Here is a 20,943-nt window from a genome sequence, read left to right on the forward strand (position 1 = left end):
CTTTCCGTATGAAAGGAACGAATGAACCCGTGTTTTTAAACGCTGAACAACTAGAATTTATCACAACTATCGAAGAGTCCATAGCTTCTTCACATCGTATGGCCGAAGCCATTGCATTTACAAATCAACAAAAGGTACTTCAGGCATTTTGGGAAAACCAAGTAAGTGAGCATCACTTGCAGCCTTCATTTGGTTATGGCTATGACGATGAAGGGCGAGATACGCTAGAAAAAGTCTATGCTAGCGTTTTCCGCACTGAAGCAGCATTAGTGCGTCCACAAATCATTTCAGGAACCCATGCGATAACTATTGCATTGTTTGGAGTCTTGCGTCCTGGAGACGAACTCGTTTACATCACTGGAAGACCTTACGACACACTTGCTTCTATCGTCGATGGAGGAGAAGCTGATACAGGTTCTTTAAAAGATTTTGGCATTCGCTACCGACATTTAGATTTAGTGGACGACCGAACTGTTGACTGGGAAGAGCTTCGTACTGTTTGTAAAGAGTCACCGAAAGTTATTGCGATTCAAAGATCGAGAGGATACGCATCGCGGCCATCTTATTCAATTGAGCAGATCGAACAAATGATTCGTTTCGTCAAAGAACTTTCACCGGACAGTTTGGTGTTTGTAGACAATTGTTATGGAGAGTTTGTAGAAGAACGAGAACCCACTGAAGTGGGAGCGGACTTTATGGCAGGTTCTCTAATAAAAAATCCGGGAGGTGGTCTTGCTAAAATTGGCGGCTATATTGCGGGAAAAGAAGAAATTGTAGAAAAATGTGCGTTTCGAATGACGTCTCCGGGTATAGGAGCAGAGGCAGGCGCATCTCTACATACTCTTCAAGATATGTATCAAGGATTTTTCATGGCACCCCACATCGTATTGCAAGCAGTTAAAGGAGCTTATTTTACTGCTGCTGCTTTAGAAGCATCAGGCTACACGGCATCACCTGCTTCCACAGAAACACGTACAGACCTAATTCAATCCGTTATTTTTGATACGGCAGAAGAGATGGTTCGATTCTGTCAGCAAATACAAGCAAGCTCTCCTATTAACGCTCAATTTGCACCCGTTCCAGCCTACATGCCTGGTTATGAAGACGATGTCATTATGGCAGCGGGGACATTTGTGCAAGGATCAAGCATTGAATTGACTGCTGACGGTCCAATTCGAGCTCCTTATACTGCTTTTGTACAAGGTGGTCTTACTTATGAACACATTAAATACGCGGTAACTCGCTCTCTATTTAGATTAAAATAAAATATGTTAGTTTAACTGACATGGTGTTGACATGTTAACTTACATGACATATACTGAATGTACACAAAGAGAGGAGGTGCAGTATGGAAAAGCAATGGAGACGTTCAATGCCAATTCTGTCTATGAATATTGTGATGCAATTGACAGGGTTAACGGCACGACAAATACGCTACTATGAAGAAAATGAATTGATTTTTCCTTCTCGAACAGAGGGGAAACAACGCATGTTTTCATTAGATGATATTGACACGCTTCTCGAGATTAAAGATTTACTTGCTAGTGGAGTAAATATTGCAGGAATCAAACAAATTTTTGAGATGAAAAAACAACCTACTGCTACCTCCGTACATAAGATCTCGGATGTGGAGCTTCGCTCAATCGTAAAAGAAGAGTTGAAGAAATCCCAACTGAATCAGCGTGTCTCTTTAAGGCAAGGCGATTTGTCACGGTTCTTTAACAATGGCAAGTCTTATTAATAAATAGGAGAGTGAAAAAATGGGTAAGTACACAAAAGAAGATATTAAGAATCTAGTAAAAGAGCATGACGTTCGGTACATCCGACTTCAGTTCACAGACATCTTAGGGACAATCAAGAATGTTGAAATTCCTGTGAGTCAGTTAGACAAAGCGCTTGATAATAAAATGATGTTTGACGGTTCTTCCATCGAAGGATTTGTGCGTATCGAAGAGTCAGATATGTACCTAGTTCCTGATCTAGATACGTGGGTAGTATTCCCATGGATTACTGGTAAAGGGAAAGTAGCTCGCCTGATCTGTGACATCAACCGTCCAGATGGTTCACCATTTGAAGGAGATCCACGCAACAACTTGAAGCGTGTATTAAAAGAGATGGAAGAGTTAGGATTCACATCTTTCAACTTAGGGCCAGAGCCTGAATTCTTCTTGTTCAAGTTAGATGAAAAAGGAGAACCAACTCTTGAGCTAAATGACCACGGTGGTTATTTTGACCTTGCACCAATGGATTTAGGTGAAAACTGCCGTCGTGATATCGTTCTAGAGCTTGAAGAGATGGGCTTTGAAATTGAAGCTTCTCACCACGAAGTAGCACCTGGACAACACGAAATTGACTTTAAATATGCGAATGCTGTTGAAGCATGTGATAACATCCAGACGTTTAAATTGGTTGTTAAAACAATTGCACGTAAACACGGTTTACACGCAACATTCATGCCAAAACCATTATTTGGTGTAAACGGTTCTGGGATGCACTTTAACTTATCGTTATTCAATGGTAAAGAGAATGCGTTCTTTGATGAAAATGCAGACATGCAGTTAAGTGAAACAGCTATGCAGTTCATGGCGGGCGTCTTGAAGCACGTACAAGGTTTCACGGCAATCACGAACCCAACTGTAAACTCATACAAGCGTCTAGTACCTGGTTATGAAGCACCTGTTTATGTAGCGTGGTCTGGCCAAAACCGTAGCCCATTAGTTCGTATTCCTTCATCACGTGGTCTAAGTACTCGTATCGAAGTACGTTCAGTTGATCCAGCAGCAAACCCTTACCTTGCAATGGCAGTTATCTTGCAAGCAGGTCTTGATGGTATCAAAAACAAATTGACGCCACCACCTGCAGTAGATCGCAATATCTACAATATGAACGAGAAAGAACGTGAAGAAGTAGGAATCGCAAATCTTCCTGGAACGCTTCAATCTGCTCTTAAAGAACTTTCTAAGAACGAAACAGTGAAACAAGGACTTGGAGAGCACATCTACCATAACTTTGTAGAAGCTAAAGAAATCGAGTGGGATATGTTCCGCACGACAGTTCACCCTTGGGAGCGCGAGCAGTACTTAAAAATGTATTAATCCATATGAGGCAGGGTTTTGTCCCAGCCGTATACAAAAAGGCATTTTCTCATCTTCGAGAAAATGCCTTTTTTGTATATTCTACTGTATGTAGGTGAAGCGTTCCGCGGGCGCGGGCTGAGCCTCGGTCTCAGTTTTCGCTTTTAATCCCGCTGGAGTCATCCCTACACACTCTTCATTTTATTGTCTTTGATTTCATTGTGGAACTAAATGAGTTGTAGCTAATGCCTTTTTGTATAAAGTTTTAATGGATATGACGGTAAACGCCAACTACTTTACCTAAAATCGATACATTTTCTACGATGATCGGCTCCATAGAAGAGTTTTCAGGTTGTAAACGGAAGTAGTTCTTTTCTTTGAAGAAGCGCTTTACTGTAGCTTCGTCTTCGTCTGTCATGGCAACAACAATGTCTCCATTATTTGCAGAGTTTTGTTGTTTTACTACTACGTAGTCACCATTTAAGATTCCAGCTTCAATCATACTGTCACCCATAATTTCTAACATGAACAGGTGGTCGTCCATAGTACCAAAAGTAGTAGGGAGAGGGAAGAATTCATCAATATTTTCGATAGCTGTAATCGGTTGTCCAGCAGTGACTTTACCGACAAGTGGTACTTGAAGGACGGCAGCTGGTGAAATATCTTGAATTGCTTCATCTTCTAGAATTTCGATAGCGCGTGGTTTCGTAGGGTCTCTACGAATAAGGCCTTTACTTTCTAGACGAGCCAAATGGCCGTGCACAGTGGAACTAGATGCTAAACCTACCGCTTCTCCAATTTCTCTAACGGAAGGTGGATACCCTTTTTTTCGTACTTCTTCTTTAATAAAAGCCAGAATATCTTCTTGTCTTTTTGAAGCCTTTCTCATATGATTTCCCCTCCATATCACGATCCTTATTTCATAACTGAAGTATACCATTCTCTACTATGAAATGCAAACATAGGTTCTAAAATGGTTTGACAAGAAACGTGTGTTCGTATTATGATGAGATTACAAATACGAACATACATTCTTGAGGAGTGATACGATGCTAAAAAAATCAGGAATCCTTTATACTACATGCTTAGCCGTCATTATACTTTTTACAATTACTACGCTACACTTCAAAGGGCAAAATCATCAGACGGATGCCATCACGGTTTCTTCTGGAGATTCCCTTTGGACTCTTGCAGAGCACTATGTAACTGAAACTGAACGAATCCACTGGATCGATCAAGTAATGGAACTAAATCAAATGACAGATAGCCAAATTCTTGTTGGCCAACAATTAGTCATCCCTTCGGATTCACAATTCAACTACTTAGGAGAACCAACACAAGTGGCAGGTGTGGAAGAATGACAACAAACAACTGTGTAATATACACACGAGTGAGTACGGAAAAAGAAGCACAAGAAACGTCGCTGGAACGACAAGCAGAGGAACTGGAACAATTAGCTAGAAATCATAAACTAACTATCATCGGTACGTTCAGTGATCAACAGAGCGGTTATGAAGTAGATAGAGACGGACTATTAGATCTGTTAACTTGCATCAAAGAAGAAGACGTAAATTATTTACTGATTCAAGATGAGACTCGATTAGGAAGAGGTCATGCTCGCATGGCCATCTTGCATCTACTTGAAAAAGAATCTGTAAAGATTTTGACCGCTCGTGAAGAAGGTACATTGGCTCTTTCTGAAACGGATACGATGGTACTCGGGATTCTTTCAGTTGTAGAGGAATACCAACGGAAAATTCACAATGCAAAAATTCGTAGAGGAATGAAACGTGCTGTGCAGAATGGCTATCAACCCGAACACAATCTAAAGTCTCGTGGAAATCAATTAGGCAGAGAACGGATTGAAGTTCCGATTGAAGAGATTGTTCGACTCCGAGTAGCTGGAATGACCTATGACGAGATTAGTCAAACGCTTTCTGCTTTAGGTCACACAATCAGTAAAGCCACGGTACATAGACGTTACAAAGAATACAAACAACAAGCTTAGACGTTCCTTATGCAGGAATGTCTTTTTTCTTGCACTTTTATTGAATTTCTCCTAATGTGTAGTAGAAAGCAAGGAGGGAATCGCATGTTAAGTCCAGAAAAATTAGCTCGAATCAGCGAACTTTCAAATAAATCGAAACAACAAAAATTAACTACAGCCGAAGCAAAAGAACAAACGGCTCTTCGTAAAGAATATCTTGAAACATTTCGTTCCACTATGAGAAAAACGATCGAAAATGTGAAGATTGTGGATCCTGATGGAAATGATGTAACACCTGATAAAGTGAAGCAAGCCAAGCAAAACAATCGCTTGAACTAGTAGAAGTAGTTGCTAGAACTCTAAAGGTTGACTAAACTAAGAGAGTAATCAAAAGTGAGAGGATGTCGTTCATGCAAGCAGAGAAAGATTTATTAGCAATCAATACCATTCGTACATTATCAATTGATGCCATTGATAAAGCCAATTCAGGTCACCCAGGTTTACCTATGGGGGCCGCACCAATGGCTTATACATTGTGGACACGTCACCTTCGTCACAACCCATCAAATCCAAAGTGGTTTAACCGCGACCGTTTTGTGTTATCTGCAGGTCACGGTTCTATGCTTCTTTATAGTCTACTTCACCTTAGTGGTTATGATCTGCCAATGGAAGAAATCAAAAACTTCCGTCAGTGGGATTCAAAAACACCTGGTCACCCAGAGTTCGGCCATACAGATGGAGTAGAAGCTACAACAGGTCCACTAGGACAAGGAATTGGTATGGCTGTAGGTATGGCAATGGCAGAAGCACATCTTGCTGCAACGTATAATACGACTCATAACGTTGTCGATCACTATACGTATGCTTTATGTGGAGACGGAGATTTGATGGAAGGTGTAGCAGCAGAAGCCATTTCACTAGCTGGTCACTTGAAATTAAACAAGCTAGTTGTCCTATACGATAGCAATGATATTTCACTTGATGGTGATTTGAATAAATCATTCTCTGAGTCCATACAAAAACGTTTCGAATCATACGGCTGGAACTACTTACATGTTGCAGATGGAAATGATGTAGAAGCAATTGACCAAGCTATTGCTGAAGCAAAGACTTCAGACCGTCCAACATTAATCGAAGTGAAAACTATCATCGGTTTTGGATCTCCAAACCGTGCAGGAAAAGCTGATGCACACGGAGCTCCAATGGGTGCTGATGAAACAAAACTTGTTAAAGAAGCGTACAAGTGGACATTTGAAGAAGACTTCTACGTAGATGAAACGGTTTACACAACATTTAAAGAAGCTACAGATCAATTAGGTCGCGTCGAAGAAGAAAAATGGAACAGTTTGTTCTCTGAGTTTGAAAAATCAAATGCGGAACTTGCTGGCCAGCTAAAAAATGCAATCGAAGGCAAAGAGTCGATCAATTGGGCTTCTGTGAAACCAACCTATGAAGTGGGAAGTTCAGTTGCAACTCGTTCGGCTTCTGGAGATGCAATTAACGCTATCGCAAAAGCACTTCCATCCTTCTTCGGCGGAAGCGCTGACTTAGCAGGATCAAACAAAACAACTATCAAAGGTGTAGGAGACTTCTCAGCAGATAGCTACGATGGCAAAAACATCTGGTTCGGTGTTCGTGAATTCGCAATGGGCGCTGCTTTGAACGGTATGGCACTTCACGGTGGCTTAACGGTGTTCGGTGGAACATTCTTCGTGTTTAGCGATTACGTTCGCCCTGCTATTCGTTTATCAGCATTGATGAACTTGCCAGTGACATATGTATTCACACATGACAGCATTGCTGTTGGTGAAGACGGTCCTACACATGAGCCAGTTGAACATCTAGCTGCTCTTCGTGCGATGCCAGGTCTTTCAGTAATACGTCCTGCAGATGCAGTTGAGACACAAGAGGCATGGCAATTAGCTGTCGAGTCAAAAGATACGCCAACACTTCTTGTCTTATCACGTCAAAACTTACCGGTGTTAGAAGGTACAGTTTCAGGAGCGGCAGAAGGCGTAGCAAAAGGTGCATACGTTGTATCTGCTGGAGAAAACCCAACAGGTCTTCTACTTGCTACAGGTTCTGAAGTGAGCTTGGCTGTAGAAGCTCAAAAGCTTCTAAAATCAGAGGGTATTGAAGTATCTGTTGTGTCGATGCCGTCATGGGACCGCTTCGAACAACAGGATGCAGCTTATAAAGAGTCTGTCCTTCCACGTTCTATTACAAAACGCTTAGCTATCGAAATGGGATCTTCCCTAGGCTGGCATAAATATGTTGGCTTTGATGGAGACGTTCTAGCGATTGACCGCTTTGGAGCAAGTGCACCAGGCGAGAAAATCATGGAAGAGTTCGGATTCACAGCTGAAAACGTAGCAGCAAAATTTAAAGCATTGAACTAATCTTTAAAGAGCACTCGGGCTTTCGAGTGCTCTTTTTTGCTAGACTCTAGTCAACTCCATAAAAGATGGTGTATACTAGTGAATGGTGTCTGAGACACGTCGATTAGCTAGCAAAGGAGGATGACATACTTGAACTTAGCACTTGCAATCACATTGATTATCGTTGCTCTAATTCTCGGTCTTGTTGGAGGATTCTTTGCAGCACGTCAATATATGATGAAATATCTTAAAGACAATCCGCCAATCAATGAACAAATGCTTCGCATGATGATGGCCCAAATGGGACGTAAACCATCAGAGAAGCAAGTAAAACAAATGATGGCTCAAATGAACCGTGTACAAACGAAACCAGGTAAACAAAAGTAAAAGCAGCTCATGTGAGCTGCTTTTCGTTTGTATATAAGGAATATTTAATTAAAAAGTCCTGAACGGTCTGTTCGTATTCTTCTGGATTTTCATTAAATGACTTGGCATGAGCTCCCTTATCAAAAAACTTGAGCTCTTTAGGTCCTTGTTTTTTATCATAAAGCTCTTGTGCCATCTCCGGTAGAATAAAGTCGTCTGGTCGCGAATGAATAAATAGTACGGGCTTTTCGATCTTGTCCACGATGTCAATTGGAGAAACGAGTCGGAATGTATAGCCTTCTCGAAGCTTCATGAACAGATTGGCAAGACGCACCGTCAGCATTGAACGAATTGGCGTGGTTTGCATCATCACATGATGTACTTGCCGTTCAAAGTCAGAGAATGCACAATCGGAAATATAGAAATCTGCGTCATCTCGAATCGAACCTGCATACAGCAGAGTCGTAGCGGCTCCCATAGACTCTCCGTGAATCCCGATAATACCACCTTCACCTACGCGTTCTCTAAGCGTGTCCACAACTGCCTCTAAATCCATTTTTTCAAAGTGACCAAAACTTGTCGTCTTTCCTCCAGAATCTCCGTGACGACGGTGATCATAGATTACACTGTTGTACCCAAGGCGTTCAAACATACGAACAAATCGTAGGGAGTTGATCTTATTTTCAGTGACTCCATGACAAATGATGACATAGTTTTTAGTGTCGTGAGGCTGGATGAAAATCGACTTTAGTTGATAGCCATTTTTTGAAGTGATCCATACTTCTTCTTTGCGAATCGCGTCATACCAATTTTGGTCTAATCGTTTCTCGGAGATCTCCCTGTTTAAAATAAAATCGGGTTCTTTCTGCTTGATATACATAAGCCTATTGGTTGCTACGAATCCAACCAATGTAGCCAGTGCTGTAAATAGACTTGTTACAAAACTTGTCCATAAGATGACTCTCTTTTTCATAATCATCACTCCATACTAGGATATATAGCACTGTACCCTGATGTTAGCGGATTGACACATGCGGTTGAATGGTTTCAACAGCTTTTTTTAAGAGTGTCTCGTCGATTCCGGTCTGTATATTCATTCTATGCAACATATTTACAACTTGTTCGGTTGCTACGTTTCCTGTAGCACCCGGTGCGAATGGACAACCTCCAAGTCCTCCAGCGGAGCTATCGAATCTGTCTATACCCGCCTGAAGTGCTGCGAAAATATTGGCGAGCGCCATATGTTCCGTGTCGTGAAAGTGTGCAGTCAGTAACGTGTCAGGGAATGCATTTTTTAATGTAGAAAATACCGTATAGCTTTCAAGTGGTGATGCTTTCCCAATCGTGTCTGCTACACTTAATTCTTGAACACCTAATTCTACAAATTCCCGGCATAAGGCTACAACGTCGTTAAGGTCCTGTTTCCCTTCATAAGGACAATAAAACGCTGTTGAAATGCAGGCTCTTACAAAGACACCTTCTTGAAGCAACTGTTTGATAGGCTCTCGTAACTGGTCCACTGCTTCTGCAGTAGACTTGTTAATATTCTTTTGATTGAATGTGTTTGATACACCAACAAAAACTGCAATATGATTGGCTCCAGCCGTGCGAGCGTTCTCAATCCCTCGCGAATTTGGAGCTAATACAAACTGGCGGTCCTTTCGTTCTACTTGATCAAGAATTTCAGCAGCATCCGCCATCTGCGGCACCCACTTTGGTGATACAAATGACGTAAGTTCCATTTCTTGAATACCTGCTTGTTGTAAAGCCCTGATGTAAGCAAGCTTGTCAGCCGTTGCTACTTGTTGTTTTTCATTTTGTAGACCATCTCGAGGCCCCACCTCGATTATTGTCACTGCATTTGGTAAACTAATCATGGTACCATTCCCCCTTAGTTCTAGTTTACGCATAAGGGGACGAAGGTCGCAAGAGGGATGAAGAGGAGGAACTGTTTATGTCAACTGAAGTAGTTATTGTAAGCGCTGTCCGAACAGCTATCGGATCGTTCCAAGGAGCGCTAAAAGATGTGCCTGCAACGAAATTAGGGGCAATTGTAATTGAAGAAGCCATTAAACGTGCAGGAATTAAGAAAGACCAAGTAGATGAAGTAATCATGGGGAATGTCTTACAAGCAGGGCTTGGTCAAAACCCAGCAAGACAAGCGTCCATTCAAGCGGGACTGCCACAACAAGTCCCAGCGATGACAATCAATAAAGTATGTGGATCTGGTCTGAAGACGGTTCACTTGGCTACACAAGCAATTCTTGCAGGAGATGCAGAAATTGTAGTAGCTGGTGGTATGGAAAACATGAGCCAGGCTCCGTATTTATTAATGGGAGCACGCGATGGCTACCGCATGGGGAATCAACAAGCTGTAGATAGCATGATTTCGGACGGTTTGTGGTGTGCATTCAATGACTATCACATGGGAGTCACAGCAGAAAATCTTTGCACAAACTACGGTTTAACTCGTGAAGAGCAAGATGAATTTGCAGCGCGTTCTCAACAGCGTGCTACTGATGCCATTGAAGCTGGAAAATTTGTAGAAGAAATCGTTGCTGTTGAAATACCACAGCGTAAAGGTGATCCAGTCGTCTTCAAACAAGATGAGTATCCGAAAAAAGGGAGTACAGCTGAAAAACTAGGTGGCTTACGTCCTGCATTCAAAAAAGATGGTTCCGTTACAGCGGGGAATGCATCTGGAATCAATGATGGTGCGGCTGCAGTAGTAGTCATGTCAAAAGCAAAAGCGACAGAACTGGGCTTGCCGATCTTAGCAACCGTAGTAGCCAATGCTTCTGCGGGTGTAGATCCAGCAATTATGGGGATTGGACCCGTTGAAGCAGTCAATAAAGTCATGAAGAAAGCGAATTTAACTGTTGCAGATATGGACTTAGTTGAGGCGAATGAAGCGTTTGCGGCTCAAGCACTCGCAGTGGACCGCGAACTCAAATTTGATCCAGAAAAATTAAATGTTAACGGGGGAGCTATTGCACTTGGTCACCCAATCGGAGCAAGTGGCACACGTATTTTCGTTACGTTGTTACACGAAATGAAAAAGCGTGACGCAAAACTTGGGCTTGCGACTTTATGTATTGGTGGAGGGCAAGGGGTAGCAACCATCGTTTCAAGAGGTGAGTAACGATGAAAAAGAAGAAAGCAACTCAGCAGCAAAAGCAGAAACCAGCTCAAGACGACAAAGTGACGTTAAAAGATCAATTGTCTGATTCGGTGTTTGCCAAGCTACAACAAGCTAAGACAGAGCTGACAGCACAAGAAAAACAGCGTGAGGAAGAAGAACACGCTCGTAAGTTGTTTGAGAAAAAGCAGCGCGAAAAAAATATGTCCTTTGAAGAACTGTTAGAGCAATACGGAGACAAAGGATCTAAATTTTAAACAAAGAGCAAGTCGATTAGTCGACATGCTCTTTGTATGTTTCCGCTTTAGATAATGCGATTAATTGCATAATATCTTTCTTAGAAACTCCCGTATGGTAATTGTGTAATGTATCTTTCAGTTGTTGTAATGAACTTGTTCCAATGACAACAGAGCTGACTGCAGGTTGCCCTAAGATATGCGCCAGGCTCGTAGCACCTAAATGGGGAATGGTTTGATACATTTGTTTGACAGTCTGTTGAAGGGTAGACTCATCGTAACTCCCATACTGAGAATGTTTCTCTAGCTTTTTTAGAGCGGCATCGGTAAGTAATCCTTTAGCCTGACCGCCTCGCACCAATAATCCAATGTCGTGTTGTTCAAGAAACGGAAATACACTTTCAGCCCGTCTGTCGAGAGCAGAATATTGCATCATCACACTAATAGCTTGGCTGTTTTCAAAATAAGGATAAATCACATTAGGTCGAATTGAAGAAATGCCATATTCACGAATTTTCCCTTGGCTACGGAGCCGTTCGAACACTTCTATAATTCCGTCCCAATCATCTTCTTTAGTTCCACCGTGCAGTTGGTAAAGGTCGATGTAGTCCGTATCCAGTCGCTTTAAAGAACCTTCAACAGCTTGCTCAATCCATTTCGGATCCGGATCCCAAGTCCAGCCTTCTTTACCAGCGGTGAAACGGTTACCAACCTTTGTAGAGATATGGACGTCAGACCGTAACCCTTGAAGACTTTTTCCAATGCGAGTTTCATTGTCCCCATGTTCGTAAAGATCGGCCGTATCAATCCAATTGATCCCTTGTTCAAGTGCATGTCGAATGATGGCATCTGTCTTGTCTTGTTCTTTTGGAAAGCTCATCCCACCTAAAGAAAGCTCCGATATTTCAAGCGTACTTTTCCCTAAACGTTGTGTTTTCATCTGCTCTCCTCCTTTATGTAATGGTACAATGACTTCAGAAAGAATTCAAAGAGGAGTGAGTCGATGGGTCACAAATTTGAAGAAAAAACGATTTCAAGCCAGCCAATTTATCAAGGTCGTGTCATCTCATTGCAAGTCGATGAGGTCACCTTGCCGAACCAAAAGACTTCCAAACGAGAGTTAGTAAAGCACCCAGGTGCCGTTGCTATCATTGCGATAACAGAAGACCATAAAATGATTCTGGTAGAACAGTACCGTAAAGCATTAGAGCGAGAGCTGATTGAAATTCCTGCTGGTAAAATTGAGAAAGGAGAGGACCCGAAAGCTACAGCGCTTCGAGAATTAGAAGAAGAAACGGGCTATACGGCGAGAGAACTCCATTATGTACAGAGCTTCGCAACCTCTCCAGGATTTGCTGATGAAATTATCCATATTTATGTGACACAAGGATTAAAGAAACTAGAAACACCTAGAGATATGGACGAAGATGAGTTTGTGACACTTCACGAATGCACACTTGCCGAGGCAGAGACATGGATCAAAGAACAGAAGATCTTTGATGCTAAGACGGCTTTTGCGATTCAGTGGTGGAGACTTCATAGGTTCTAGATAGGTTCTTAAAATTCATAGACTGGATTAGTAGTGGAATCGAGCTGCAGGCGTTAGAAATACACGTAAAAACCATTCACCTCAACCGAGGCAAAGAGCGCCTCACTTGGTGCGCCTGGTTTTCACGAGATTTCTGAGTGGCGTTCTCCACATCTAAAATTAAGGTAAGAATGTTTGTTAAAATAGCGCTTGCATTCGGACTTTGCAGCATGGCTTATTGTTCAATTCCGAGTCTTCGTCTAAACGGTTTTGAGCAGTACTCAGTGCAGTTCTTCTTTTTATTATGTTGGAAGTTGCATTCTTTGGTTCGTTCTTCATCACAAAGCAGTTGGATGGAAAGTTCTTGCAAGCCTACTTTTAGTAAGTCATTTTGGATTCTCAATTAGTCCATTTAATTAGAATCATTCTAAAAAAAGAAGAAATCTAAGAAGTTATACTTGTCACTTGAAAATGGGTTTTGGTATACTGAATGCATGTTAGGAGGCGTCATATGGAAGGCCGTATCGATCGAATAAAAAAACAATTGTCCGGCGCCGGCTACAAACTGACGCCGCAGCGAGAGTCAACTGTCCGAGTTCTACTTGAGAATGAAGAAGCCCATTTAAGTGCAGAAGACGTATTTTTGTTAGTACGAGATAAATCGTCAGATATCGGATTAGCAACTGTGTACCGAACTTTAGAGTTGCTAAACGAATTGAATGTAGTGGACAAAATCCAATTTGGAGATGGCGTATCTCGTTATGATCTGCGTCAAGAAGGTGCCACTCACTTCCATCACCATTTAGTGTGTATGGAATGTGGAGCTGTAGATGAAATCCAAGAGGATCTCCTCGGAGATGTCGAGCAAATAGTAGAATCCCGTTGGAACTTTCAAATTAAAGACCACCGGTTGACATTCCACGGCATTTGCCATCGATGTCATTCAAAATAATTTAAAATGACTAGAAGTCGAAGAGGATAGCCATCTGTGCTATCCTTTTTTTATTACTACTAGATGCGTAGAACGCCGCTCTAGAAATCTTGTAAAAATCAGGCGTGACCATAGAGGCTCTTTTCGCCTCTATGGTTGCGACTGATTTTTGCGGGGATTTCTGGCGTTCATAGCTCGATTCCCAGAATGTGTAGAACGCCACTCTAGAAATCTCATAAAAACTCACGAAACTCCAAACGAAAAGGTGAAACCAATGAAAGAAGCCTTAGAAGACTATTTGCATTTCCTAAGAATTGAAAAACAAATGGCAGACAACACAATCTCTGCCTATCAAACTGATTTGACGAATTATATCGAGCAACTTAGCAAGTGGGGGGTCTCTACTTTACAAGACGTGACAAAAGAAAACATTCAGCAGCACCTTCGCAGTCAAAAACTCGAAGGGAAATCAGCTCGAACCCTGTCGCGAAAAGTGGCTTCCATACGTTCCTTTCACCAGTTTGCACTCCGAGAGCGACTGACGGACCATGATCCTTCCTATCAAATTGAACATCCCCAGTTTGATAGTGTACTTCCAAAATTTTTAACAATTGATGAAGTGGATGCATTGACCGCAGCGATTCCAAAAGACAAAGTACAAGGTATTCGAGATTACGCGCTAATTGAACTCTTATATGCAACAGGAATGCGAATTTCTGAATGTACTCAGTTAGATATTGAAGACATCCAATTGACCATGGGCTTCGTTCGGGTAACAGGAAAAGGGCAAAAAGAGCGCATCATCCCACTCAATCAAACGTCCGTTCATTTAGTACAAACCTATGTAGAGCAAGCTAGACCTAAACTGTTTAAACCAGGCGGTGATGACAAAGCACTCTTTATCAACCAGGCCGGAAAGCGTTTAACGAGGCAAGGGATAGCAAAGCTGATGAAGCAGCACGCGAAGAGGGCGGGGCTTAGTAAAGAAATTACGCCTCACTTAATGAGACATACATTTGCAACTCATCTCATTGAAAATGGGGCAGACCTTCGAGCGGTCCAAGAGATGCTTGGACACTCCGATATTTCGACAACTCAGATCTATACGCATATTGGGAAGAAGCGGTTAAAAGAGGTCTATAAAGAATTTCATCCTCGAGCTTAATGTGTAAGAGGTCTGACGTGTATTTTTTCCATAAAAGATGCTACTATTACGATATACCGATAAAAAGTGAGGGATTTTATGTCACATTCATTTAAACGTGTACATGTAATTGTTATGGATTCTGTTGGAATTGGGGAAGCTCCAGATGCAAAAGCTTTCGGTGATGAAGGATCGAATACACTCGTTCATACAGCCGAAGCGGTAGGTGGCTTGAATGCACCAAACTTACAGAAGATGGGTCTTGGAAACATCGAATCGATTCCTGGAGTGGAAGCGGTGTCACAACCGATTGCTCATTACGGAAAAATGCAAGAGGCTTCTGTAGGGAAAGATACGATGACAGGACACTGGGAAATCATGGGCTTACACGTGGACCAACCATTTAAAGTGTATCCAAACGGATTCCCGCAAGAACTTATTGCTCAGCTTGAAGAGCGCACGGGTCGTAAAGTACTTGGCAATAAGCCAGCGAGTGGTACAGAGATTTTAGATGAGCTTGGTGAAGAGCACATGAAGACTGGTTCAATCATCGTTTATACTTCCGCAGATCCAGTACTTCAAATTGCTGCACACGAAGAAATTATCCCGCTTGAAGAACTATATAAAATTTGCGAGATCGCACGTGAACTGACTTTATCTGAAGAGTTCCTCGTTGGCCGTGTCATTGCACGTCCATTTGTTGGAGAGCCAGGAAACTTTAGCCGTACAACAAATCGTCATGACTATGCTTTGAAACCATTTGGACGCACAGCGTTAAATGAATTAAAAGATAGCGGATTTGATGTAATTGCAATTGGAAAAATTGACGACATTTACAACAGCGAAGGAATCACAGAAGCCATCCGTTCAAAAGACAATATGGATGGAATGGACAAATTGCATGAAGTTTTAAAGCGAGACTTTACTGGAATCAGTTTCTTGAACCTGGTGGATTTCGATGCCCTTTACGGACACCGACGTGATCCGGAAGGGTATGCAGCTGCTATCGAAGCATTTGATGTACGTCTAACGGAAACACTGGACTTACTCCAACAAGAAGACCTGCTAATTATCACAGCTGACCATGGGAATGACCCAACAATGCCAGGAACAGATCATACACGTGAATTTGTGCCACTACTTGTGTACTCAAAACAATTTGCACAAGGAAACGCATTACCACTTCGCTCTACATTTGCTGACATTGGTGCCACAATTACGGATTTATTTAAAACCAACCCAACTACATTTGGAACTAGTTTTTCATCTGAGTTGAAGTAAGGAGATAGACTTATGCGAATGATTGATATTATTGAAAAAAAACGCGACGGTCATGAATTGACAGAGCAAGAGATTCGCTTTTTCGTAGACGGTTACACAGATGGTTCTATTCCAGATTATCAAGTGAGTTCTCTCATGATGGCTATTTATTTTCAAGATATGACAGATCAAGAACGTGCTGCATTGACAATGGCGATGGTGGAATCGGGAGATCAAATCGACTTGTCGGCAATCGAAGGAATCAAAGTAGACAAACACTCTACTGGTGGAGTGGGTGATACAACCACGCTTGTACTCGGTCCTTTAGTAGCTGCAGTTGGTGTTCCAGTAGCTAAAATGAGTGGACGCGGTCTTGGCCATACTGGTGGGACTATCGATAAATTGGAAGCTATCGAAGGCTTCCACGTGGAATTGACTAGTGAGCAGTTCACAAAACAGGTCAATGAGTTGAAACTTGCCGTCATCGGACAAAGTGGGAACTTGACGCCTGCTGACAAAAAACTGTATGCACTGCGTGATGTAACAGCAACAGTCAGTAGCATTCCATTGATTGCAAGCTCTATCATGAGTAAGAAAATCGCAGCAGGTGCAGATGCAATCGTTCTTGATGTAAAAGCTGGAGAAGGTGCCTTCATGAAGACGATTGAAGATGCAGAAGCTCTTGCAACAGCAATGGTTCGCATTGGAAACAATGTCGGCCGCAACACTATGGCAATCATTTCAGATATGAGCCAGCCTCTAGGAAATGCTATTGGTAATGCACTTGAAGTACAAGAAGCAATCGATACTCTTGCAGGAAAAGGTCCGGAAGATTTAACGGAGCTATGTCTTGTACTTGGAAGCCAAATGGTAGTAGTCGGTGGAAAAGCGGACACTCTTGATGAAGCACGCAAGATGCTAGAAGCGGTAATCGCTGACGGGTCGGCACTTCAAATCTTTAAAGACTTCATTGAATGGCAAGGTGGAAACCCTGCAGTTGTAGACAACCCCGAGTTGTTACCACAAGCAGCTCATCAAATTGCAATCGAGGCACAAACTTCTGGCTACATCACCTACATGGAAGCCGATGAAATCGGAACTGCGGCTATGATTCTTGGAGCGGGACGTGCTACAAAAGAATCCGAAATTGATTTAGCTGTCGGAATCGTTCTTCACAAAAAAGTTGGGGACCGAGTAGAAGCTGGAGAAGCTCTTGCAACGTTCTATGCGAATAGTGAAGATATTACGGATGCTAAAGAAAAATTCTTATCGAATATTACGATTTCAGAACAAGCGGTAGAAGCACCACCACTTGTGTATAAAATCATCACAAAATAGACGGAAAAAGACTTCAATCCTTTGTCGATTGAGGTCTTTTTTTTGTTTATTTTTCTAGTTTTGTCAACCGGCAGGAGTTTCGACGGTGTGGTTCGAACTGTGTAGGCAAGGAGGAATGTTTATGCTATCAACTTCTGAAGCAATTGAAACGAGTGCTTCAGTATGGTAAAGTTTGTGTAGAAAAACGAAGGAATCGTGAGGGATAACCATGAATGATACGCTTCACTACACAACCAATGAAAAAGGCCACTTAACGATAGCGGGACTCGATACTGTAAATCTTGCTAAAAAGTTTGGAACACCAGTTGTTGTCTATAATTTGGAGCTTGTAAGAGAGCGGGCTCGTAAATTTAAAGATACTTTTGAGAAACATGGAATCCGAGCGCAAGTAGCTTATGCTTCTAAAGCATTTTCATCTATCGCCATGTATCAAGTAATGAAAGAAGAGGGACTCTCATTAGATGTCGTCTCATCTGGAGAATTGTATACAGCACTCCAAGCAGACTTTCCAGTCGAAAAGATTCACTTTCATGGAAACAACAAGAGCCTAGACGAATTGATTATGGCGTTTGATCATGAAATCGGTTGTATTGTGGTTGACAATTTCTATGAGTTGGAGCTTGTAAAAGAGTTGGCAGAAACGCGCAAACAACAAATGCCTATTTTACTTCGCGTGACGCCAGGAATCGAGGCGCATACTCATACTTACATCACTACAGGTCAACAGGATTCAAAGTTTGGTTTTGATTTACTCAACGGACAAGCAGATGAGGCGTTTGAATCCGTAGCAAACCATCCCTATGTGGAATTACTAGGTCTTCACTGTCACATCGGATCTCAAATTTTCGAAACCAATGGCTTTGTAGCAGCAGCTGAAAAACTTCTTGTCAAAATGCAGACATGGAGTGAAGTCCATCACTATTCGTGCCGCGTGTTGAATCTGGGTGGAGGCTTTGGAATTCGTTACACAGAAGAAGATACGCCGCTTTCTCCTGAGACCTATGTTGAAGAGATGATTGTTGCCATTCAGCGCTTGTCTTCAGAATCCGCTTATCAGATGCCTGAGATTTGGATCGAGCCAGGTCGCTCACTAGTAGGAGATGCAGGTACCACTCTTTACAGCATTGGCAGTCAAAAAGTGATTCCAGATACTCGGCACTATATTTCAGTGGACGGTGGAATGTCAGACAACATCCGTCCTGCCCTTTATCAAGCACGCTATGACGCTCGAGTAGCGAATCGCATGCACGATAACAATCTTACAACAGTGACAGTTGCAGGAAAGTGTTGTGAGTCAGGAGATAAGTTGATTGAAGATATCGCTCTTCCAAAGGTTGAGGCAGGGGATATTTTAGCGGTGTTCTCTACAGGAGCATATGGCTACGCCATGGCCAGCAACTACAACCGGTTGGCTCGTCCAGCTGTAGTGTTTGTAGAAAACGGCAAAGCGCGTTTAGTCATTCGACGCGAAACTTTAGACGATCTGGTTCGAAACGATCTTTCCTTGTATGAGGAGGGAGAAGAATCATGAAACTGAAAAATAAAAATATCGTGTTGTTTTTATTGTTACTTGCAATGGGATTAGGCTGGGGAATCATCTACTGGATCTTTATTGCCCCGACGGTATAGTAAAAGCTCAGCCACTGGCTGAGCTTTTTATCTTTGACGCTTGTGAAGTGCTTGTTTCCGAGCTTCAATGACCTCAGTTCTGTCGCGGAGTGTATGTCTGTGAATCAGTGCATCCGTCACTTGTTGTTTCTCCGGAAACTGTTCGATGGCTGCTGCTAAGGTCCCTGACGTCACGATAAAGACCACTGGAGAAAAGGCTTCCTCATTTGAGATGTCGATTAGTTTTGATTGAATCTGTTGCTCAAGTTTCTTTGAGTCTACATATGAGTCCACTTCTGATGCATTGATTTCTAAAAGCACTAAAGCTTTAGTTAGCGACTTGGTGGCCCCTTTCGTATTGCCTCGTCTCCAGTGATACATACTGGTCGCCACTAAAATAAAGGCGACGAGTAGATGAGATTTGTCACGAGGCGCCACTTCTTTCCATAATTCTTCAAGCACTTCATGGCACTCAAAATAGTCCTCAGTGACGAGATAATGATAGAAATAAGCTTGAAACGCTTCATGATTCGCTAGGTGCATTGTTTGGTCACATCCGGTATAATTAGAGTCATTCTGCAAGTTAAAGGTGAGTCTATGGCATATGAAATAAAAGTTGAAGTATTTGAAGGTCCACTGGACTTACTGCTTCACCTGATCAATCGATTGGAAATTGATATTTACGATATAAAAATGACCGAGATCACTTCTCAGTATATGGAACACGTTCGAGCGATGCAAGTTCTCGAACTAAATGAGGCGAGTGAATACTTAGTGATGGCTGCTACATTACTCAGCATTAAAAGTAAAATGCTATTACCAACTATGCCAATTGATTATGATTTAGATGGGTCTTATGAAGATGAATTTGATCCACGAGATGAACTGGTCAATCGCCTTCTAGAATACAAACGATTTAAAGAAGCTGCTGCAGGACTGAAATTGAAAGAGCATCAGCAGAGTCATCATTTTACGAAACTACCTTCTTTGATTGAAATCGAGCCGACAGATAAAGAGTTGGTTCTTGAACAACAATATGAAGTATATGATTTATTAGGTGCCTTTCAAAAGATGTTAAAGCGTAAGATGCTTCAAAAACCGCTGTCTACTCGAATCACTAAAACGGAAGTATCGATCAAGGACCAAATGCAGCAAGTGGTAAGCCGTCTTAAGCAGGCGAAAGGGAAAATCGCATTTGAAACTTTATTTGATTCAAGTGAAAAAGCAGTTGTCATTGCTACATTTTTATCGGTACTCGAGTTAATGAAGCGCCAAATGATCCATGTGACCCAATCTCAAAATTTTACCGATTTAGAAATAGAGTTAACCAAGGAAGTGCTAGAAAATGAACTGGAATCAGAATTTGATTAGTCAACTAGAGAGTCTGTTGTTTATTGCGGGAGATGAAGGCATCGGTTTCTCAAAGCTGTGCCACTACACGCAAACAGATGGGGAGACGATGAAGGCTCACCTGGACTATATGCAGCAGCTTTATAAAGAAGATGCGTCAAGAGGTCTTGAACTAGTCGTACTTGCCAACACGTATCAATTTGTCACAAAACGGCAACATGCAGAGGTCATCCAGCGAATGATTGAAACGACGCAATTGACTGCGTTATCTCAAGCTGCACTCGAAGTGTTAGCGATTATCGCATACAAGCAACCAATTACTCGTGTGGAAGTCGATGAAATTCGTGGCGTTAAATCAGACAGTGCTCTTCAGACGCTCGTTGCTCGAGCTTTGGTCAAAGAAGTGGGCCGAGCTGAAGGAACAGGAAGAGCCATACTCTACGGAACAACAACCGAGTTTATGCAGGTGTTTGGACTACAAGACATGACAGAACTGCCGCCACTACCGGACGAAGAATCGGAAGAAGAAGAGACGGATTTGTTCATGACCAAATTCCAAGAACAGTTCGATCTAGAGACCGTAGAGAAAGGTTGACCCAGTGAC

Annotated in this window: 23 protein-coding genes; 18 read left to right on the forward strand and 5 right to left on the reverse strand. The window is 42.2% G+C overall.

Annotated elements, in window-relative coordinates:
* Positions 1-8 precede the first annotated feature (8 nt).
* The 3 genes from CF394_RS02625 to glnA all read left to right on the forward strand — a co-directional run bounded on the left by CF394_RS02625 (position 9) and on the right by glnA (position 3,095).
* Positions 9-1,265 (forward strand): methionine gamma-lyase family protein, encoded by a 1,257-nt coding sequence (locus CF394_RS02625; RefSeq protein WP_094941824.1) that lies wholly within the window; start codon positions 9-11, stop codon positions 1,263-1,265.
* Between the two features lie 83 nt (positions 1,266-1,348).
* Positions 1,349-1,741 (forward strand): MerR family transcriptional regulator, encoded by a 393-nt coding sequence (locus tag CF394_RS02630; RefSeq protein ID WP_094941710.1) that lies wholly within the window; start codon positions 1,349-1,351, stop codon positions 1,739-1,741.
* A 19-nt stretch (positions 1,742-1,760) separates the two neighbouring features.
* Positions 1,761-3,095: a type I glutamate--ammonia ligase gene (glnA, locus tag CF394_RS02635; RefSeq protein WP_094941711.1), complete on the forward strand. Its 1,335-nt coding sequence runs from the start codon at positions 1,761-1,763 to the stop codon at positions 3,093-3,095.
* Between the two features lie 244 nt (positions 3,096-3,339).
* Here the strand turns inward: glnA and lexA are convergent, their stop codons facing one another.
* A complete protein-coding gene (gene lexA / locus CF394_RS02640; protein WP_094941712.1) occupies positions 3,340-3,963 on the reverse strand; it encodes a transcriptional repressor LexA in 624 nt (207 codons plus the stop codon).
* 160 nt (positions 3,964-4,123) lie between these two features.
* Here lexA and yneA point away from each other — a divergent pair, with 160 nt between their 5' ends.
* The 5 genes from yneA (at position 4,124) to CF394_RS02665 (ending at position 7,826) form a co-directional block, all read left to right on the forward strand.
* Positions 4,124-4,435, forward strand: a complete 312-nt coding sequence (gene yneA / locus CF394_RS02645) for a cell division suppressor protein YneA (protein WP_094941713.1) — start codon at positions 4,124-4,126, stop codon at positions 4,433-4,435.
* On the forward strand, positions 4,432-5,082 hold the full coding sequence (locus tag CF394_RS02650) for a YneB family resolvase-like protein (RefSeq protein ID WP_094941714.1): 651 nt from the start codon (positions 4,432-4,434) through the stop codon (positions 5,080-5,082). Before yneA ends, CF394_RS02650 begins: the two co-directional genes overlap by 4 nt.
* 84 nt (positions 5,083-5,166) lie before the next feature.
* The gene (locus CF394_RS02655) at positions 5,167-5,400 is read left to right on the forward strand and encodes a DUF896 domain-containing protein (RefSeq protein ID WP_094941715.1); all 234 of its coding nucleotides are present in this window, start codon (positions 5,167-5,169) and stop codon (positions 5,398-5,400) included.
* A gap of 71 nt (positions 5,401-5,471) precedes the next feature.
* Positions 5,472-7,460, forward strand: a complete 1,989-nt coding sequence (gene tkt / locus CF394_RS02660) for a transketolase (protein WP_094941716.1) — start codon at positions 5,472-5,474, stop codon at positions 7,458-7,460.
* 120 nt (positions 7,461-7,580) lie between these two features.
* Positions 7,581-7,826 (forward strand): YneF family protein, encoded by a 246-nt coding sequence (locus CF394_RS02665; RefSeq protein ID WP_439332849.1) that lies wholly within the window; start codon positions 7,581-7,583, stop codon positions 7,824-7,826.
* 7 nt (positions 7,827-7,833) lie between these two features.
* Here CF394_RS02665 and CF394_RS02670 read toward each other — a convergent pair whose 3' ends face one another.
* Both CF394_RS02670 and CF394_RS02675 read right to left on the reverse strand, forming a co-directional pair.
* Positions 7,834-8,778, reverse strand: a complete 945-nt coding sequence (locus tag CF394_RS02670; RefSeq protein WP_094941718.1) for an alpha/beta hydrolase — start codon at positions 8,776-8,778, stop codon at positions 7,834-7,836.
* Positions 8,779-8,821: 43 nt separating this feature from the next.
* A complete protein-coding gene (locus CF394_RS02675; RefSeq protein WP_094941719.1) occupies positions 8,822-9,682 on the reverse strand; it encodes a hydroxymethylglutaryl-CoA lyase in 861 nt (286 codons plus the stop codon).
* 77 nt (positions 9,683-9,759) lie between these two features.
* Here CF394_RS02675 and CF394_RS02680 point away from each other — a divergent pair, with 77 nt between their 5' ends.
* Together CF394_RS02680 and CF394_RS02685 are read left to right on the forward strand one after the other, a co-directional pair.
* Complete coding sequence (locus tag CF394_RS02680) at positions 9,760-10,947, forward strand: acetyl-CoA C-acetyltransferase (RefSeq protein WP_094941720.1); 1,188 nt, start codon at positions 9,760-9,762, stop codon at positions 10,945-10,947.
* A gap of 2 nt (positions 10,948-10,949) precedes the next feature.
* Positions 10,950-11,201 carry a YqkE family protein gene (locus tag CF394_RS02685; RefSeq protein WP_094941721.1) on the forward strand — a complete coding sequence of 84 codons (252 nt, stop codon included), beginning with the start codon at positions 10,950-10,952 and terminating at the stop codon, positions 11,199-11,201.
* Positions 11,202-11,217: 16 nt separating this feature from the next.
* Here the strand turns inward: CF394_RS02685 and CF394_RS02690 are convergent, their stop codons facing one another.
* The gene (locus CF394_RS02690; RefSeq protein WP_094941722.1) at positions 11,218-12,120 is read right to left on the reverse strand and encodes an aldo/keto reductase; all 903 of its coding nucleotides are present in this window, start codon (positions 12,118-12,120) and stop codon (positions 11,218-11,220) included.
* A 63-nt stretch (positions 12,121-12,183) separates the two neighbouring features.
* Here CF394_RS02690 and CF394_RS02695 point away from each other — a divergent pair, with 63 nt between their 5' ends.
* The 6 genes from CF394_RS02695 to lysA all read left to right on the forward strand — a co-directional run bounded on the left by CF394_RS02695 (position 12,184) and on the right by lysA (position 18,912).
* The gene (locus CF394_RS02695; protein WP_094941723.1) at positions 12,184-12,729 is read left to right on the forward strand and encodes an NUDIX hydrolase; all 546 of its coding nucleotides are present in this window, start codon (positions 12,184-12,186) and stop codon (positions 12,727-12,729) included.
* Positions 12,730-13,219: 490 nt separating this feature from the next.
* Positions 13,220-13,660 (forward strand): ferric iron uptake transcriptional regulator, encoded by a 441-nt coding sequence (fur, locus tag CF394_RS02700; protein WP_094941724.1) that lies wholly within the window; start codon positions 13,220-13,222, stop codon positions 13,658-13,660.
* A 244-nt stretch (positions 13,661-13,904) separates the two neighbouring features.
* Positions 13,905-14,804: a site-specific tyrosine recombinase XerD gene (xerD, locus tag CF394_RS02710; protein ID WP_094941726.1), complete on the forward strand. Its 900-nt coding sequence runs from the start codon at positions 13,905-13,907 to the stop codon at positions 14,802-14,804.
* A gap of 78 nt (positions 14,805-14,882) precedes the next feature.
* Complete coding sequence (gene deoB, locus CF394_RS02715) at positions 14,883-16,064, forward strand: phosphopentomutase (protein ID WP_094941727.1); 1,182 nt, start codon at positions 14,883-14,885, stop codon at positions 16,062-16,064.
* A gap of 12 nt (positions 16,065-16,076) precedes the next feature.
* Complete coding sequence (locus CF394_RS02720; RefSeq protein ID WP_094941728.1) at positions 16,077-17,381, forward strand: pyrimidine-nucleoside phosphorylase; 1,305 nt, start codon at positions 16,077-16,079, stop codon at positions 17,379-17,381.
* A 208-nt stretch (positions 17,382-17,589) separates the two neighbouring features.
* Positions 17,590-18,912 (forward strand): diaminopimelate decarboxylase, encoded by a 1,323-nt coding sequence (gene lysA / locus CF394_RS02725; RefSeq protein ID WP_094941729.1) that lies wholly within the window; start codon positions 17,590-17,592, stop codon positions 18,910-18,912.
* A gap of 125 nt (positions 18,913-19,037) precedes the next feature.
* Here lysA and CF394_RS02730 read toward each other — a convergent pair whose 3' ends face one another.
* Complete coding sequence (locus tag CF394_RS02730; protein WP_094941730.1) at positions 19,038-19,532, reverse strand: DUF309 domain-containing protein; 495 nt, start codon at positions 19,530-19,532, stop codon at positions 19,038-19,040.
* Positions 19,533-19,586: 54 nt separating this feature from the next.
* On the opposite strand from CF394_RS02730, the gene CF394_RS02735 reads away from it, so the two are divergent.
* Positions 19,587-20,360, forward strand: coding sequence for a segregation and condensation protein A (locus CF394_RS02735; protein WP_094941731.1), 774 nt, complete (start codon positions 19,587-19,589; stop codon positions 20,358-20,360).
* Entirely contained in the window at positions 20,335-20,934 is a 600-nt protein-coding gene (gene scpB / locus CF394_RS02740; RefSeq protein ID WP_094941732.1) for an SMC-Scp complex subunit ScpB, read from the forward strand. Before CF394_RS02735 ends, scpB begins: the two co-directional genes overlap by 26 nt.
* Positions 20,935-20,943: the final 9 nt, after the last annotated feature.

The organism is Tetzosporium hominis (assembly GCF_002265435.1).
GTDB lineage: Bacteria > Bacillota > Bacilli > Bacillales_A > Planococcaceae > Chryseomicrobium > Chryseomicrobium hominis.